Consider the following 15,808-nt stretch of genomic DNA (forward strand, 5'->3'; position numbering starts at 1 on the left):
AATTGGGCTAATGAAAAGGATATAATAGAACTTATGAAGCATAAAGGGATAATGCCCGAAGATATAGAAGTAGCTTATAATAAGGATGGTAAAGCTATACTTAAATTGAAGAGACTGTCATCCAAACTGTGTCAAGTGTAAAAGTTTAGGTTTTGCATATAAAAAGAGAGGTTGTGTTAGCATTTTGACACAACCTCCTGTTCTTTTTTGAAGTGATTTTTGAATTATGCTTCAGTCGGAGCTTCAGTAGTTTCAGCAGCAACTTCTTCTGCAGGAGCATTAGCGGCTTCTGCTTCAGCCTTGGCAGCAGCTTCAGCAGCTTTCTTTTCAGCTACTTTCTTAGCAATTTCTTCATTTACCTTCTTTTCAGCTTCCAAACGAGCTTTTGCGTCAGCTTTCTTTGCTTCGTCCAGTTTAGCCTTCAAAGTAGCCAGACCTGACTGTTTGTTGTTCTTCCAAGCTTCGAATTTAGCTTCAGCTTCAGCTTCTGTGAATGCGCCTTTGGCAACACCGCCCAGCAAGTGTTTCTTCATGTAAACACCTTCTTTTGACAGAATGTTGCGTACTGTGTCAGTAGGCTGTGCACCGCACATTACCCAATGAAGTGCGCGCTCAAAATTCAAATCTACTGTGGCAGGATTGGTATTAGGGTTATAAGTACCAAGTTTTTCAGTAAATTTACCATCACGTGGAGCTCTTACATCTGCGATAACGATTGAGTAGAACGCATAGCTTTTGCGTCCGTTTCTTTGCAATCTGATTTTAGTTGCCATTTTTAAATAATGTTTTTATAATTAATGATTTGAATTAATGCTAACAACCCGTATTAGCGGGTGCAAAGGTAAGACTTTTCTTTTGAACCACAAAGATTTGGATGAGATAAAATATAATTTTTATAAAAATGTGAACGGACATGGTGTTAATCGCTAGAAAAATTATATATTTGCAACAGTTACAATTTAACTAAAAACAAAAGAATTATGATTTCACAAAAATTACAAGACGCAATTAATGCTCAGATTGTAGCCGAAATGTGGTCGGCCAATCTTTATCTTTCCATGTCTTATTTCTTTGCAGCAAAAGGGTATGAAGGTTTTGCTTCATGGATGAAAGCGCAGGCTCGCGAAGAGAATGATCATGCCGATATGTTGGCGCAATATGTGATGAAACGTGGCGGACAGGCAAAGGTGGGAGCTGTGGATGCAGTTCCTCAGGAATGGGCTTCTCCGCAGGATGTGTTCGAGCATGTATACAAGCATGAATGTCATGTATCCGAATTGATTGACAAATTGGTAGATGTTGCTTCGGCTGAAAAGGACAAGGCTTCTCAGGATTTCTTGTGGGGATTTGTACGCGAGCAGGTGGAAGAAGAAGCTACCGTTCAAGGCATTTTGGACAAGATTAAGTTGGGTGGTGACGTCGCTTTGTATCACTTGGATATACAGCTTGGCGCAAGAAAATAAGCGGTAAGAGAAACGAATGCCTGTTTTTTTCTTTTATGATAACGATGTAGGTGTTTATTTGTAATAAAACGAGGGTGTCTGAAAAGGGCATCCTCTTACTTTTTATTTTTGTTTCTTTTGCAGACGTGCTATCTTACGACAAGAGTACACATTGTTCAGGTAGGCAAAGAACAACACTTTCAAAAGCATACGGGGATAATAAGCAGGATAACCATCACCTTTATAAGTGGACAACAACGGACTGATGTCAATCTCATCAACGATCTGGTTGACAAGCCTGACTGGAGCATCCGAAGAAATATTTTCATCAAGACGGAAAGGAAATAAGGAATCAATACCTTGAGAATACTCCTTAAATTGTATATTTGTACTATCGATTAACATACTCTAAGATAAACATTTTAGAGCAAATAAAAAAAAGTCCGAGCTTGCGAAAGTTCGGACTTTTACTAAAAATGAAGGTACCCTTGTCGGACACCCTCTTTGTTATTTTATAGTATCTCTCTCAGCCATTTTTCTAATTCTCCCGTCCATTGACGCTTATAGGTGAAGTTGTCGCGGAATCCCCACCCGTGGCCACCGATAGGATAGGTGTGAAGGGAAACGGAGACTTTATTCTTTACCAGTGCTAGGTAATAGTTCACGCTGTTGCTGACGGGTACTGCCCCGTCATTGCTGCTGTGCATGATGAAAGCGGGAGGAGTATCGCCTGTTACTTGCAGTTCATTGGAGTAAAGTTTCACTAGCTCTTCTGACGGGCTTTTTCCTAAAAGATTGTCACGTGAACCTTTATGGCAGTTTGCTAGATCCATACTTACTACGGGATAGAACAGGATCTGAAAATCCGGACGTGTTTCGGCGGTATAATGGGTGGCTGCCGTACAGGCCAAGTGCCCACCCGCAGAGGCTCCCATGATGCCTATTTTCTGAATATGCCATTCGTTGGCATGCTCTCTCATCAGCCGGACAGCCTGAAGGGCATCGCTTAACGGTACATCATGGTGTCCGTTGGGCATACGGTATTTTAATACGGCGTATGTGATGCCTTGTGCGTTGAACCAGTCTGCCATATCGTGACCTTCGTGATTCATTGCCAGACGTATGTATCCCCCTCCGGGACAAGCCACAACGGCCAGTCCGTTCGGCTTGGCTGCCGGATAAACGGTGAGGGTGGGTTCGCTGACATTGGAAATCCGGTTATTCTCTAATTTCTGTTCGGGGGTGGTGATGCCGTTAGAGTTGGGAGCGCCATTGGGCCATAATTTTAACTCTACAGGTTTCTGGGCAGACAATGCAGCAGAGATTGCAAGTAAACTCATTAGTAAGATTCGTTTCATATAACTTTTATTTTTAAGATGTTTGAAGGAAGGGTATTTTCCTTTCTGGCGTCACCTTTCAAAGGTCGATACCCCTTCTTCAAAAGAAAGGTTATTTTTTCTTGATATGCATACTGGCTTTAACCAGCCATACGATCAGGAGGATATAGGCGGCTATTGACAGCACTTCGCTCATCGGGTTGTTCAGCCATTCTTCATTGATCAGATTGATACCGCCAAAACGCATGGCTGCACTGACAACCCCCATCAATGCGCCTCCGGCTATGAATCCGGATGCCAGCAAAGTTCCTTTCTCACCACGTTCGGCGTTCACGGTCTCGTCTTTGCTGCGGGTAGTGACATACCAGTTCACCGCTCCGCCTACCAGCAACGGTAGGTTTAATTCCAGTGGAATGAACATACCCAGTGCAAAAGCCAGTGCGGGTACTTTGAAGTAGGTCAGAATCAATGCCAGTACGGCGCCTATTCCGTAAAGCAGCCATGGAGCGCCTACACCGTTCATCAATGGGTCTATTACGGCTGCCATCGCGTTGGCCTGCGGAGCCGCCAATGCGCCGGTGGAGAAACCATAGGTCTTGTTCAGGATCATGATGACGCCGCCCACTGTTGCCGCCGATACCAGTGTGCCGAGGAATTTCCATGTTTCCTGTTTGGCAGGAGTACTGCCCAGCCAATAACCTATTTTCAAGTCTGTGATGAACCCGCCTGCCATGGAGAGTGCCGTACAAACCACACCACCCATAACTAATGCGGCAACCATGCCGGTAGCACCTTTCAGTCCTACGGCAACCATTACTACCGAGGCAAGTATCAGTGTCATTAATGTCATTCCCGATACCGGGTTGGTGCCGACTATGGCAATAGCGTTGGCTGCTACGGTGGTAAACAGGAATGCGATGCCGGCTACGAGCAGGATGGCTACAATGCTGTGCAATACATTTCCATGCATCACATCAAAAAAGAAGAACAGCAAGATAAGCAGGATGGTGAAGATGGAACCGAAGGCGATCACTTTCATGGAAAGGTCTTTTTGCGTGCGGATAACGTTTGCTTCCACCTTTTTGCCACCCATCTCCTTGGCGGCCAGTCCCACGGCACTTTTTATAATGCCCCATGAGCGCATGATACCGATCACACCGGCCATGGCGATACCACCGATGCCGATACTTTTGGCATATTCCTTGAATATAAGTTCGGGTGACATTTCGTTGATGGTCTGTGTCAAAGCCGGATTCCATGCATTCAGCACTTGCTCACCGAACAACAGGGCCATACCCGGGACAATAACCAGCCATACCACTAATGAACCGGCACAAATGATAGCCGCGTATTTCAAGCCTACAATGTATCCTAAGCCTAATACTGCCGCACCGGTGTTTATTTTCATCACCAGTTTGGCTTTTTCAGCAACTATCTCCCCCCAGCCGCATACGCGGGTGGTGAAGTTTTCATTCCACCAGCCGAATGTGGCTACAATGAAGTCGTACAGACCTCCTATTAATCCTGCAAAAAGCAACGGTTTAGCCTGGCTTCCGCCTTTCTCGCCAGAAACAAGCACCTGCGTACTGGCAGTGGCTTCGGGGAAGGGATATTCGCCGTGTTTGTCGCTGACGAAATATTTACGGAAGGGGATGAGGAATAGGATTCCCAGAATACCTCCCAGCAGTGAGCTGATGAACATCTGGAAGAAGTTGACTGTCATTTCGGGATATTTTTCCTGCAATATATAAAGGGCGGGTAATGTGAAGATGGCTCCTGCCACTATTACTCCCGAACAGGCACCGATGGATTGGATGATTACATTCTCACCTAACGCATTTTTACGCTTGGCGGCTCCCGATACACCTACGGCGATGATGGCGATAGGGATGGCGGCTTCAAAAACCTGTCCCACTTTTAATCCTAGGTAAGCTGCGGCTGCCGAGAATAATACCGCCATGGCGATACCCCATAACACAGACCATAGGTTTACTTCGGGATATTTTTTGTTTGGTGACATGATGGGGTGATATTGTTCCCCCGGTTTCAGAGGTCGGAACGCGTTATCGGGCAATCCAACCGATTTTTCTTCTTCTTGTTTCATGTTTCTCTATGTTGTTATTTTTGAAATTTATCATAATAAATGCCCAAAAATAGTGAAAAAATAAAGAAACATCCTCATGATTTGATTAGAATATCTGAAATTTCAGTCCAAATGATAGTCTCAGATAGTCATCGGGCTTCAGATAACTGTTGTTGAACGCACTGACAACATATAAATCGCATGTGCTGATTTCGTAGAATGCGGTGATGCTTTTAGAGAACTTCCGGTACTTTTCGGGCACATCGAGACGGACGCGTTGTCCCAAGAAGATATGGGTGCGGATACGGGTGGAAAACCCGTAGTATCCACGGGGGTAACGCTCGGGTTCGCTTGTCCAGAAATCATCGCTGAATACGGTGTTGAAATAGATTCCGGTAGTTAACGGTTCCAACGAGAAGTCTTTGCCCAACCAGATACTCCACGGGATATAATTCTGTTTCAAAGTCATGGTCATCTTGAAATGTTTGGATGAGTAGCGCGGGATGAATCCCAAAAGAAGATCGGTTTCCCATTGGCTTCTTTTTCCATAATCCCAGCCTATGCCCCAGGATAACAGGCCCATTCCACCAGCGTACTGTAATTTGGTATGGGTGGGGATCAAGGCTTCCCATGCCCGCCTGTAACGGTGTACGCGCTTGTCGTATTTATGATGCCGGTTTGGCATTTGGGTTATAATATCTTCCCCTTGGTCTTGAACGGAAGAGACAAGTATGCTGTCTTTGGGAAAAAATGAGTAGGGTGCTTTATATTCTTGGGCTTGTGCTGTAAAGGACAACAGTGGCCACAGTAGGTTCAGAAAAATCTTTTTAAAATTCAACGGTCTCATAATCGTAGGTTCCATCTTCTTTAATGGTGAATAATAAGTAGATGCGTTTGTCTATGCAGGGGCATTGGAAGTATAGAATTCCATCGTTAAACAAATCATCGACTGTAAGCTGGTGTTCGTGTCCGTAAAGACAGAATTGGACTTGGGGGAACTGGTTGACGTATAGTTGGAAAATTTTTGCTACATTGTTGTTGAATATGAATTCAAAAGGTTTTACGTGCATGGCGAATACGGTCTTTTCTACTTCGGATGGCAGGTTGTTTAGCTCATTTTCTATAAAGTTGAAATCGGGTACCGGCTCCGAATAATCATACTCCATGGCATTGGTGTTGAGACAGATAAAGCGTACGTTTCCGGCAGTGAAAGCGAAATTAGGATTTCCATAAATGGCTCTGTATGCGTCTTCACCTGTACCCAGACAGTCGTGATTGCCTAAAAGGCATACGTAGGGCATCTGGAATTTGTTGAATATATTCCGCATCCATACAAATTCTTTTGTGACTCCGAAGTCGGACTGGTCTCCTCCATGAATGACAAAGTCTATGTCGCCATGGGCGTTGATGGCTTTTACAACGTCTTCGGTAGAGTTATACCATCGTTGGGTGTCACTGATCATGGCAAAGCGGATTGTTTTTTTGCCTTGCATTTTGTTTTCTATCAATTGGATGTTTTTGTTGGTCAGTTCTCTTTCTCCTGTAATATGTACATCGTATGGATGGGTTTCCAGCATGTCGCAGCCACTGATGTATAAGGCCAATAGGACAAAAAATAATAGTCTGTTTGTCATTGTTCTCTTAAATTTGCTGCAAAGTACGTCATTTTAATCAGAATAAGAGTGGCTTATTATTGGGGAAAAATGTTCTTTTTTTCTTATTTTTGATAAAAGAGGGGATGGTTGGGAGGATAGGTGGTTGCTTGAACAGCTTTTCTTCGCTTGCATACTAGCAGGTGGGGCAGTGTTTTCCGGATATAAAAAGAGGATGTATCAAACTTGAATCTTTTTTGTTTTGATACATCCTCTTTTTATGATGTGAAAATTTATTCTGCGGCTGCGTCTTTCGGGGTCATGTCGCCTTCTATATAAAGACGCGTCATCTCATTTTTTCCGTTTGTGCGGATAGTGATTGATTTTTTGAAATGTCCCGGGAATTTGCCGGCACCATTATAAGTCACTGTTATCTGTCCGCTTTCGCCCGGTTTGATGGGCTCTTTGGGATATTGGGGAACCGTACATCCGCAGGATGCGATTGCTTGATGAATGACCAAGGGACCGTCTCCCGAGTTCTTGAATTTGAAAACACAGGTCACTTTCGGACTTGATTCGGAAAATGAACCGAAATTATGTGTTGTTTTTTCAAAGGTTATTTCTGCTTCTCCTTGAGATTGCCATACAGCCGCGTATGTGGTTAACCCTATAATTAACAATAATGTTGAAAGCAAAATTTTCTTCATTCGTTCCACTGTTTAAAAATTATGGGGACTAAATTACTGTTTTTTTTATAAAAGGTCTTTAACTGTTAGTGAAATAAATGGTAAATTAACACCTTTAAAAATAAGGGACAAAGATAATCAACCCTATGATGGCGGTAAAGATGGCGCAAATCAGTACGGCTCCTGCTGCTACGTCCTTTACGTCTCCGGCCACAGGATGGTAGTCCGGAGATACTAGGTTCACCAGACGCTCTATAGCGGTGTTGAATGCTTCTGCAGCCAGTACCATTGCAAAGCACAGGAGGATGATAAGCCATTCGGTGCGTGTTATTTCAAACCAGATGCCTGCAATGGTTACGGCGATGACGGCTGTGCAATGTATCCAAGCATTGTGTTCCTTGCTTAAAAAACTACATAAGCCTTTCCAGGCGTATGTAAAGCTTTTTAGTCGTTTATGCAGTTCATTCATTTTTTGAAGGTTTTGGGTGGGTTATCCTCTGTTTACCTGTTTTACTCCTTTTACAGTCTTTATCTTTTTTACTAATGATTCCAGCTTTGAAGTGTCATCTACCATTACTGTCATCATGCCGTTGAACAGTCCGTCGTGCGAGTCGATGCTGATGGAACGGAGCAGGATATCGTTTTCCTTGTTGATAATGGAGGTGATGTTTGTTACAATCCCTATATCATCATGACCGACAATGCGCAGCGTGATGGGGTATTGTTTGCCGTGGCTTTTCCCAGCCCAGCGCGCCTTTACGATACGGTAAGCGAAACGTGATTGCAACTCCCGTGCGTTAGGGCAGTCGGTACGGTGTATTTTGATTCCTCCGCTGATGGTTACAAACCCGAATACATCATCACCATAGATAGGATTACAGCATTTGGCTAATTTGAAGTCCAGTCCTTTCAAATTCTGATCAATGACTAGCACGTCCTCTTTGAAAGTCTTGTCATCCTGTGTTATCTGCATGCTGAAATTCTCGGCGCTGCGATAGACGATATCTTCCCGGTTTTCCGTTTCCTTTTTCTTCAGTTCCAGGTATTTTTCGATGATGTCGTTCGCATCTCTTGTCTCGTTGGCTATGTCCTGGTAGAACTCGGTTACAGTTTTGTATCCCAGCTTTTTTATCAGGCGCATCATCACCGCTTCGTCGTATTCCAGTTTGCGGTTTTTGAATTTACGTTCTATGGTTTCTTTGGCGAACTCTGTCTGGCGAGCTTCTATCTCTTTGATGGCCTGGCGTATTTTGGTTTTTGCTTTCGAAGTGGTGACGATATTCAGCCAGTCGCGTTTGGGTGTCTGGGTGTTTGAAGTCATGACTTCTACTTGGTCGCCGCTGTTCAGCGTTTGTTTTAATTGTGCGTTCTTTCCGTTCACCTTTGCTCCGATACATTTGGAACCCAGTTTGCTGTGGATGGCGAAGGCAAAGTCTAGTACGGTCGCTCCTTTCGGCATCTTGTACAAGTCACCTTTGGGGGTGAATACGAATACTTCGTCTTCGTATAACTCCAGTTTGAACTGGTCCATCACTTCCAGGTCACTGTCGGCGTTCTCCAGCGTTTCCCGGATGGAGGTCAGCCATTCATCCAGACCGCTTTCTCCTTTTACGCCTTTGTAACGCCAGTGGGCTGCCAGACCACGTTCCGCTATCTCGTCCATGCGTTCGGTGCGTATCTGTACTTCCACCCATTTGCCTTCAGGCCCCATTACAGTGGTGTGCAAGGATTCGTATCCGTTACTTTTGGGTACGGAGAGCCAGTCGCGCAGACGTTTGGGATTGGGCATATACATATCGGTCACAATGGAATATACTTGCCAGCATTCTTGTTTTTCCTTGTCAACGTGAGAGTCCAAAATGATTCGGATGGCAAACAAGTCATACACTCCTTCGAAGGGACATTTCTGTTTCTTCATTTTCTGATAGATGGAATGGATGGACTTGGTACGCCCTTTCATGTGGAACTTTAATCCTGCTTCTTCCAGCTTATGCTGTATCGGTTCGATAAAGGCGGCTATGTATTTGTCACGGGAGGCTTTCGTTTCGTTCAGTTTGTCCTTTATATGATAATATACGTCGTGCTCGGTATATTTCAAGGAAAGATCTTCCAGTTCCGATTTCAGTTTGTATAGCCCCAGCTTATGTGCCAGAGGTGCGTACAGATAGGCAGCTTCGTTGGCTACTTGGGTGCGTGCTTCTATATTGGGAGTCTCCTTTATCTGTCTCATCAGGTTCACGCGGTCCGCAATGATGATCAGAATAACACGCATGTCTTCGGCAAAGGAGAGTAGCAGGTTGCGGAAATTTTCCGATTCTATGGTAGGGCTTTTGGAGTATAGCTCATTGATTTTCACAAGACCGCGTATGATCCCTGCTACATCCTCTCCATATTCCTGTTGTACAGATGCTAAGGTGCATAAATGGTTCTTTACCGATTCGTGCAGCATGATCCCCAGGATGGAAGCCCGTTTCATCCCAATTTCCTCGGCCACGATGACAGCGGTCTGCATATCTTTGATGATAGGATTCATCCCGAAACAGTTTCGTGGCAGGTTACCTTCGGCAACTGCTTTTATGAGGTGTATTTTTAACTTATGGCAATCACCCTTCTGCAAGGTGTCGCCGGATAATTGCAGCAATCGTTTATAGAGGGCGAACAGTTGCTCACGCTCTTTGGCTGTGAAAAATGCTTTTTCTTCCATAACACGTGAAATCTTTTCGAGGGTAAAGGTAGTTTTTTTCTTTATTTATTAGGTAGTGTTCTAGCATTTTTTTGTATTTTTGGGCAATTAATAGTGAATGAGTAAGGTAACAATTTATTTAAACCATATAAAATCATGTACTTATGTTAACACCTGAAGACAAAGACTTATTAGTGAAAAAAGGAATTTCCGAGCAGCAGATTGCAGAGCAACTGGCTTGCTTTGAAAAGGGGTTCCCATTCTTGAAACTGGATGCGGCCGCTTCTGTTGAGAAAGGCGTCATGGCCCCCTCCGGAGATGAAGTGAAGGCTTATTTGGAAGCATGGGATACCTATAAGGAAGGTGAGAAAACCATCGTGAAGTTTGTACCCGCCTCTGGTGCCGCCAGCCGTATGTTCAAGAATTTGTTCGAATTCCTGGGGGCTGATTACAATACTCCGAAGACTGATTTCGAGAAGAAGTTTTTCGATCATATTCATAGCTTCGCATTCTATAATGACTTGAATGCGGCTTGTATGGATAATACGGGAAAGAATATTGACGCTTTGATGGCGGAGAAGGATTACAAACCTATCGTAGCCCAGTTGCTGGAAGCTGCCGGCTTGAACTATGGGGCATTGCCGAAGGGATTGTTGAAATTCCACCGGTATGCGGATGGTGTGCGTACGCCGCTGGAAGAACATTTGGTGGAGGGTGCGCTGTATGCGGCAGGCAAGACCGGAAAAGTGAATGTGCATTTCACTGTTTCTACGGAACATCGTGAGTTGTTCATGAAGCTGGTGGAGGAGAAAGTTGCCGTTTATGCAAAGAAGTACGGAGTGGAATATGATGTGTCGTTTTCTGAACAGAAACCGAGTACGGATACGGTTGCTGCCGATATGGAGAATAAACCTTTTCGCGATAAAGGCAAACTGTTGTTCCGTCCGGGAGGGCACGGCGCGCTGATTGAAAATCTGAATGATCTGGATGCCGATGTTATCTTTATCAAGAATATAGATAATGTGGTGCCCGATCGCTTGAAAGAGGATACTGTTACGTATAAAAAACTGATTGCGGGGGTACTGGTTACTCTGCAGAAGCAGGTTTTTGAATATTTGGAATTGCTGGATGGCGGTAAATATACACATGCGCAGCTGGAAGAGATCATTCGTTTCTTACAGCAGACTTTATGCTGCCGCAAACCGGATATCAAGGATTTGGAAGATGCCGATTTGGTTATTTATCTGCGTAAGAAGTTAAACCGTCCGATGCGTGTATGCGGTATGGTGAAGAATGTGGGTGAACCGGGAGGCGGCCCGTTCCTAGCTTATAATGCGGATGGTACTGTTTCACTGCAAATTTTGGAAAGTTCTCAGATTGACATGAATGATCCGGCCAAGAAGGAGATGTTCGAGAAAGGTACTCACTTTAATCCGGTGGATTTGGTGTGTGCGGTACGCGATTATAAAGGGAACAAATTCGATTTGGTGAAGTATGTGGATAAGGCTACAGGTTTTATCTCTTATAAATCAAAGAACGGTAGAGAACTGAAAGCATTGGAACTTCCGGGCTTGTGGAATGGTGCAATGAGTGACTGGAACACTGTTTTCGTTGAAGTGCCGTTGAGTACTTTCAATCCGGTGAAGACTGTGAATGATTTGTTGCGTGAACAGCATCAATAACCCCTTTTTATTGTAGGCTACATGGATTTATACAGATCGGATGGTTTGTGTAGATCTGTGTAGCTTTTTGTAAAATTAATTTATATACCCTTGACTATCAACCTATAAATAAGAATGAACCTGCTAACCTTTATTACCCCACTGGCTGTGGCGGCAACGTTTATGATGCCGGCTGATGCCGCAAATCACAAAGAATTACCGGCATTGGGAAATACTCATATTCAAGTATTCGACAAAACTCCTGTTTGTTTTCGTCCCGACTCCTTTCCTAATTATACTCCTGCCAATGCTGACGGAGTGATCCGTCTGGTAAACGGGCGTATCATTTTAAAGAAAATAACCTTGCCCGATTATAAAAGAGATGTGGATGTTACCCTGAAAGTAACAGTAGCTTCTAATGGTGACCGTTGGGATAAATCAGGCTCTTGTTTTGTACTTCCCAAAGAATCGGTGATCAATCTGATGAATATAGCCGAAGGCAAGAAGGCGTTTCCTGCGGTAGACAGTACCAAATATGAAAAAATGATTGGTATTGTTCCGGGCAAGGATTATGTGCCTACCCTGGAACTGATGCGTTTTATGACCCCTTTCGGTGTGGGGTATTATAGTTCGGATAATGATTCTTTGAGCAGCAAGAGACGTCCTGTATATATCCCGAAATGGGAAAAGAGTGTGACTTGGGTGCAGGATATTACCGATCTTTATCCGGCATTGGAGAGAGAGGCATACGTGGGAATTTATATTGATACATGGACTGCCGAAGGGTATGTGGCCAGTATGGAATTGGACGTGAAGGAGAGTAAGATCACTTGCGACGTGATGCCGGAGCGCCGTGTGAAGCCTTTGATGAATACGGTGTATTATATCGGACAGACTTATCCGGATATTTTCTCACGCAAGGATGTGGTGATGGATTTTGATATGCCGGAAGCTGCCCGAAATGTTCGTTTGAAGTATATTGTAACAGGTCACGGAGGACATAGTGGCGGAGATGAGTTTGTGGAGAAAAGAAACATCGTGTCTGTTGATGGCAAGGAGGTGTTGAATTTCATTCCTTGGCGTGATGACTGTGCTTCTTTCCGCCGTTTTAATCCGGCTACGGGAGTATGGTTGATACCACGAGTTGCCGCATATATAGGTGATAAGGGTTATACGACAAAAGAGATTGAAGAACCTCTGGCTTCTTCGGATTTATCCCGTTCCAATTGGTGTCCGGGTAGCGATGTGATGCCTGAGGAGGCTGTTATTGGTGACTTGGCGGCCGGTAAACATTCTTTTAAGGTAAGTATCCCTGAGGCACAACAGGTGGATGGCAATAAATTGAATCATTGGCTGGTTTCAGCTTATTTGGTTTGGGAAGAATAACTTTTCCCGATTATTAATAGCTGCTGGAGAGGTTTGAATCTTTCCGAATATGAATGGTGAATTTCTTTCGGAAGGATTCAAATCCTCTTTGTGGTAAATGGACATTATTTGTTTTTTCTTTTCATGCTGCGGATGATTTCTTTGTCCTCCGTGCTTACCCGATAAGATTCTATGATTTTTTGTAGTGCCTTATTGTAAGTAAAGTCATCTAAATGATTTTCCTTCAGATAGTTCATCGTTTTTTGAGGAAACTTGACATAACATACGGATAAAGCCCATGCTACAGCCATCTTCACATAATATCCTTCGTGACAGATCCGGTCCATCCATTGCAATACGTTGTCTATATACTCTTCGTCAATATAATGAGCCATTGCCATTACTACTCCGAAACGTATCTCATATTCTTTGTCGGATTTCATCCAGTTTTCCAAAAATAGCCAAACTCTTTTCTTGTTCTCGTCAACAAACCGTTGTTTGCCGTAAAAGTCAAAAGTATCACAAACAGACCAGCTGTTGATGATGGTAACAAACCGGGCCACCAGCGAAAGATATGCTTCTGTGTCTTTCATTTTCAGCTGGCTTATTACCATACCTTGCAGCATACGCTCCTCCATATAATAAGTATCCGCAGTCTGTAGATAACTCTCCCAATCGTCTTTGGCAATCTGTGCTCCTAACCGCCTTAGGGCAGGGATGCGGATACCCAATACATTCTCTATTCCAGGATGCAGCGATTCGGTGAATTTCTTATTCCCATTTTCTGCCAGTTGCAGCAGATTTTCTTTTATGGTCAATCCGTTGATACGATATTCATTCATCTTGTTGTTGTAAAGTAGGGTTAGATTTTCAATCCCATAATATAATCATTCATATAATATCCGTTGCCTATATGGAAATCTCCTTCCGCCACTTTTTCCATTCCTAAATGTTGGTAGAATTGTAATGCCTTATTGTTACGGTTCACATTCAAGTGCATTTCGCAAGGTCCGGGATGGATCTCTTTAATTGCCTTGACGGCCTGTTCGAATAGTGCTTTGCCCAACCGGCAACCTTGAAAACGGGGCAGCACATAAATTTTCTGCAGATGGAACAAGTGTTCTCCTTCAGGCTGTATGGAAACATATCCGGCAGCTTCTCCATTTTTGTAGGCTATATAATAGATATGTCCTTCCTCTTCCATTTGTTTCTGCAGGTTTTGCGGAGAGTACATCCAGTCCATCATGTAATCCAACTGTTCTTTTGAAAGAATTTCCCGGTAGGTAGCCGGAAATACAATCTGAGCCATCTCGTTAATCAACTGAATATCATTGATTGTCGCTTTTTGTATGGTAAACATGATCTTTATGTCTTTTTAGCATTATAACAGGAGGCAAAGATAAACTTTTTGTTCAAAAATTGGAGGCAACTTCCTTCCTTTTATCTGTTTTAATATTAATTTATGTAAAATAATAGAACTATGTAATACAAGGTACTAATATAATACATATATTTGTGTCAAACAAAGTACTATAGATTATGAATGTAGATAATGTACGATCTCAGATGCGTAAAGGAATGCTGGAATATTGCATTTTGTTGTTGTTGCACAAAGAGTCCTCATACGCTTCGGATATCATTCAGAAATTGAAAGAAGCCCGGCTCATTGTAGTAGAGGGAACGCTTTATCCGCTGCTTACTCGGCTGAAAAACGATGACTTGCTCTCATACGAATGGGTGGAGTCCACTCAGGGGCCACCTCGTAAATATTATAATCTCACTCCTCAGGGTGAAGCATTCCTTAGCGGATTGGAAGCTTCCTGGGAGGAGTTGACGAATACGGTGAATCATTTAAAAAACAATTAAAAACAGGATACAATGAAAAAGACTTTAACCATAAATTTAGGAGGCACCGTTTATCATATAGACGAAGACGCTTACCATTTGCTGGATAACTATTTAGCTAATCTACGTATTCACTTTCATCGGGAGGAAGGTGCGGAAGAAATAGTACATGATATGGAATTGCGCATCTCAGAGCTGTTTACCGACCGTCTGAATGAAGGCAAACAGGTCATTACGATTGAAGATGTGGAAGAAATCATAGCCCGAATGGGCAAACCCGAAGATATTTCCGGTGAAGAAAATGAAGAAACATTCGGTCCGGAAAGACAAAAAGGAACTGCTGCACGCCGCCTGTTCCGTAATCCGGACAATAAAGTGCTGGGTGGAGTTGCTTCCGGACTGGCCGCTTATATGGGATGGGATGTGACTGCGGTACGTATCATTTTATTGATTTTTGCTTTCTTTGTCCGTGGGATGATATTGGTATACATCATAGCATGGATTATTATTCCTACGGCACGCACCGCTCCCGAGAAGCTTGCCATGAAAGGAATTGCCATTAATGTGGAAAATATAGGCAAGACTGTAACTGACGGATTTGAAAAAGTGAACAACTATGTACGTTCGGATCGTCCCCGGAGCATCTTGCAGAAGATAGGGGAGGGGATTGTGGCTGTAGCCGGATTCCTTATCAAGTTTCTGCTTGTTTTTATTGCCATTTGCTGTGCGCCTGTTTTGTTTGTGTTATTGATTGTCTTTTTTGCATTGCTGATGGCGGCCACGGGGCTGATTGCAGCATTGCCTGCGGTACTTTATGAGGTGATGCCTGCGGTAAATTGGGCTACGGTGGGTGCTTCTCCGGGGCTGACTGTCGCTATGTCCGTTGCAGGTATTCTAGTTATCGGTATCCCTATTATAGGACTGATACACATGCTGATGCGTTATTTTGGAGGTTGGCAGCCGATGTCTGTTGTAACCAAAGTCATATTTATCGTATTGTGGCTCATCGCTTTGGGAGTGGGTGTTTTCTTTGTACTGAATGATCCAAATATTGCGGCAATGATATCGTATAGTTTATAAAATACACTATCTTTGCACGCGGAAAGTTGGGGTG

General features: G+C 43.6%; 15 protein-coding genes and 1 pseudogene. 5 read left to right on the top strand and 11 right to left on the bottom strand.

Annotated features, from left to right (window positions below):
• Nucleotides 1-224: 224 nt before the first annotated feature.
• Nucleotides 225-773, bottom strand: coding sequence for a 30S ribosomal protein S16 (locus ACYQ0C_RS07390; RefSeq protein WP_016276787.1), 549 nt, complete (start codon nt 771-773; stop codon nt 225-227).
• A gap of 207 nt (nt 774-980) precedes the next feature.
• Between ACYQ0C_RS07390 and ACYQ0C_RS07395 the strand changes: the two genes are divergently transcribed.
• Complete coding sequence (locus ACYQ0C_RS07395) at nt 981-1,463, top strand: ferritin (RefSeq protein WP_016276785.1); 483 nt, start codon at nt 981-983, stop codon at nt 1,461-1,463.
• Nucleotides 1,464-1,583: 120 nt separating this feature from the next.
• On the opposite strand, the pseudogene ACYQ0C_RS07400 reads toward ACYQ0C_RS07395, so the two are convergent.
• The 8 genes and pseudogenes from ACYQ0C_RS07400 to ACYQ0C_RS07435 form a co-directional block, all read right to left on the bottom strand.
• Nucleotides 1,584-1,847 (bottom strand): annotated as a pseudogene (locus ACYQ0C_RS07400) (transposase); the annotation flags it as partial.
• A gap of 107 nt (nt 1,848-1,954) precedes the next feature.
• The gene (locus ACYQ0C_RS07405) at nt 1,955-2,800 is read right to left on the bottom strand and encodes an alpha/beta hydrolase (RefSeq protein WP_016276783.1); all 846 of its coding nucleotides are present in this window, start codon (nt 2,798-2,800) and stop codon (nt 1,955-1,957) included.
• Between the two features lie 91 nt (nt 2,801-2,891).
• Complete coding sequence (locus ACYQ0C_RS07410; protein ID WP_016276782.1) at nt 2,892-4,883, bottom strand: OPT family oligopeptide transporter; 1,992 nt, start codon at nt 4,881-4,883, stop codon at nt 2,892-2,894.
• 85 nt (nt 4,884-4,968) lie between these two features.
• Complete coding sequence (locus tag ACYQ0C_RS07415; RefSeq protein WP_016276781.1) at nt 4,969-5,724, bottom strand: hypothetical protein; 756 nt, start codon at nt 5,722-5,724, stop codon at nt 4,969-4,971.
• On the bottom strand, nt 5,690-6,496 hold the full coding sequence (locus ACYQ0C_RS07420) for a metallophosphoesterase family protein (RefSeq protein ID WP_016276780.1): 807 nt from the start codon (nt 6,494-6,496) through the stop codon (nt 5,690-5,692). The genes ACYQ0C_RS07415 and ACYQ0C_RS07420 overlap by 35 nt, the downstream gene beginning before the upstream one ends.
• Nucleotides 6,497-6,747: 251 nt before the next feature.
• Entirely contained in the window at nt 6,748-7,161 is a 414-nt protein-coding gene (locus tag ACYQ0C_RS07425; RefSeq protein ID WP_016276779.1) for a DUF1573 domain-containing protein, read from the bottom strand.
• 94 nt (nt 7,162-7,255) lie between these two features.
• Nucleotides 7,256-7,609 (bottom strand): diacylglycerol kinase family protein, encoded by a 354-nt coding sequence (locus tag ACYQ0C_RS07430; RefSeq protein ID WP_016276778.1) that lies wholly within the window; start codon nt 7,607-7,609, stop codon nt 7,256-7,258.
• A 21-nt stretch (nt 7,610-7,630) separates the two neighbouring features.
• Nucleotides 7,631-9,844 (bottom strand): RelA/SpoT family protein, encoded by a 2,214-nt coding sequence (locus ACYQ0C_RS07435; protein ID WP_016276777.1) that lies wholly within the window; start codon nt 9,842-9,844, stop codon nt 7,631-7,633.
• 143 nt (nt 9,845-9,987) lie between these two features.
• Between ACYQ0C_RS07435 and ACYQ0C_RS07440 the strand changes: the two genes are divergently transcribed.
• Together ACYQ0C_RS07440 and ACYQ0C_RS07445 are read left to right on the top strand one after the other, a co-directional pair.
• Nucleotides 9,988-11,505, top strand: a complete 1,518-nt coding sequence (locus ACYQ0C_RS07440) for a DUF4301 family protein (protein ID WP_016276776.1) — start codon at nt 9,988-9,990, stop codon at nt 11,503-11,505.
• A gap of 114 nt (nt 11,506-11,619) precedes the next feature.
• Nucleotides 11,620-12,870 carry a PNGase F N-terminal domain-containing protein gene (locus ACYQ0C_RS07445; protein ID WP_016276775.1) on the top strand — a complete coding sequence of 417 codons (1,251 nt, stop codon included), beginning with the start codon at nt 11,620-11,622 and terminating at the stop codon, nt 12,868-12,870.
• Nucleotides 12,871-12,974: 104 nt separating this feature from the next.
• On the opposite strand, the gene ACYQ0C_RS07450 is transcribed toward ACYQ0C_RS07445, so the two are convergent.
• A complete protein-coding gene (locus ACYQ0C_RS07450) occupies nt 12,975-13,691 on the bottom strand; it encodes a DNA alkylation repair protein (RefSeq protein ID WP_016276774.1) in 717 nt (238 codons plus the stop codon).
• A 20-nt stretch (nt 13,692-13,711) separates the two neighbouring features.
• Entirely contained in the window at nt 13,712-14,209 is a 498-nt protein-coding gene (locus ACYQ0C_RS07455) for a GNAT family N-acetyltransferase (RefSeq protein ID WP_016276773.1), read from the bottom strand.
• Between the two features lie 179 nt (nt 14,210-14,388).
• Here ACYQ0C_RS07455 and ACYQ0C_RS07460 point away from each other — a divergent pair, with 179 nt between their 5' ends.
• Both ACYQ0C_RS07460 and ACYQ0C_RS07465 read left to right on the top strand, forming a co-directional pair.
• Nucleotides 14,389-14,715: a PadR family transcriptional regulator gene (locus ACYQ0C_RS07460; protein WP_016276772.1), complete on the top strand. Its 327-nt coding sequence runs from the start codon at nt 14,389-14,391 to the stop codon at nt 14,713-14,715.
• 12 nt (nt 14,716-14,727) lie between these two features.
• Nucleotides 14,728-15,774 (top strand): PspC domain-containing protein, encoded by a 1,047-nt coding sequence (locus ACYQ0C_RS07465; RefSeq protein WP_016276771.1) that lies wholly within the window; start codon nt 14,728-14,730, stop codon nt 15,772-15,774.
• The last annotated feature ends 34 nt before the right edge of the window (nt 15,775-15,808 follow it).

The sequence above is a fragment of the Phocaeicola sartorii JCM 17136 = DSM 21941 genome (assembly GCF_054653615.1).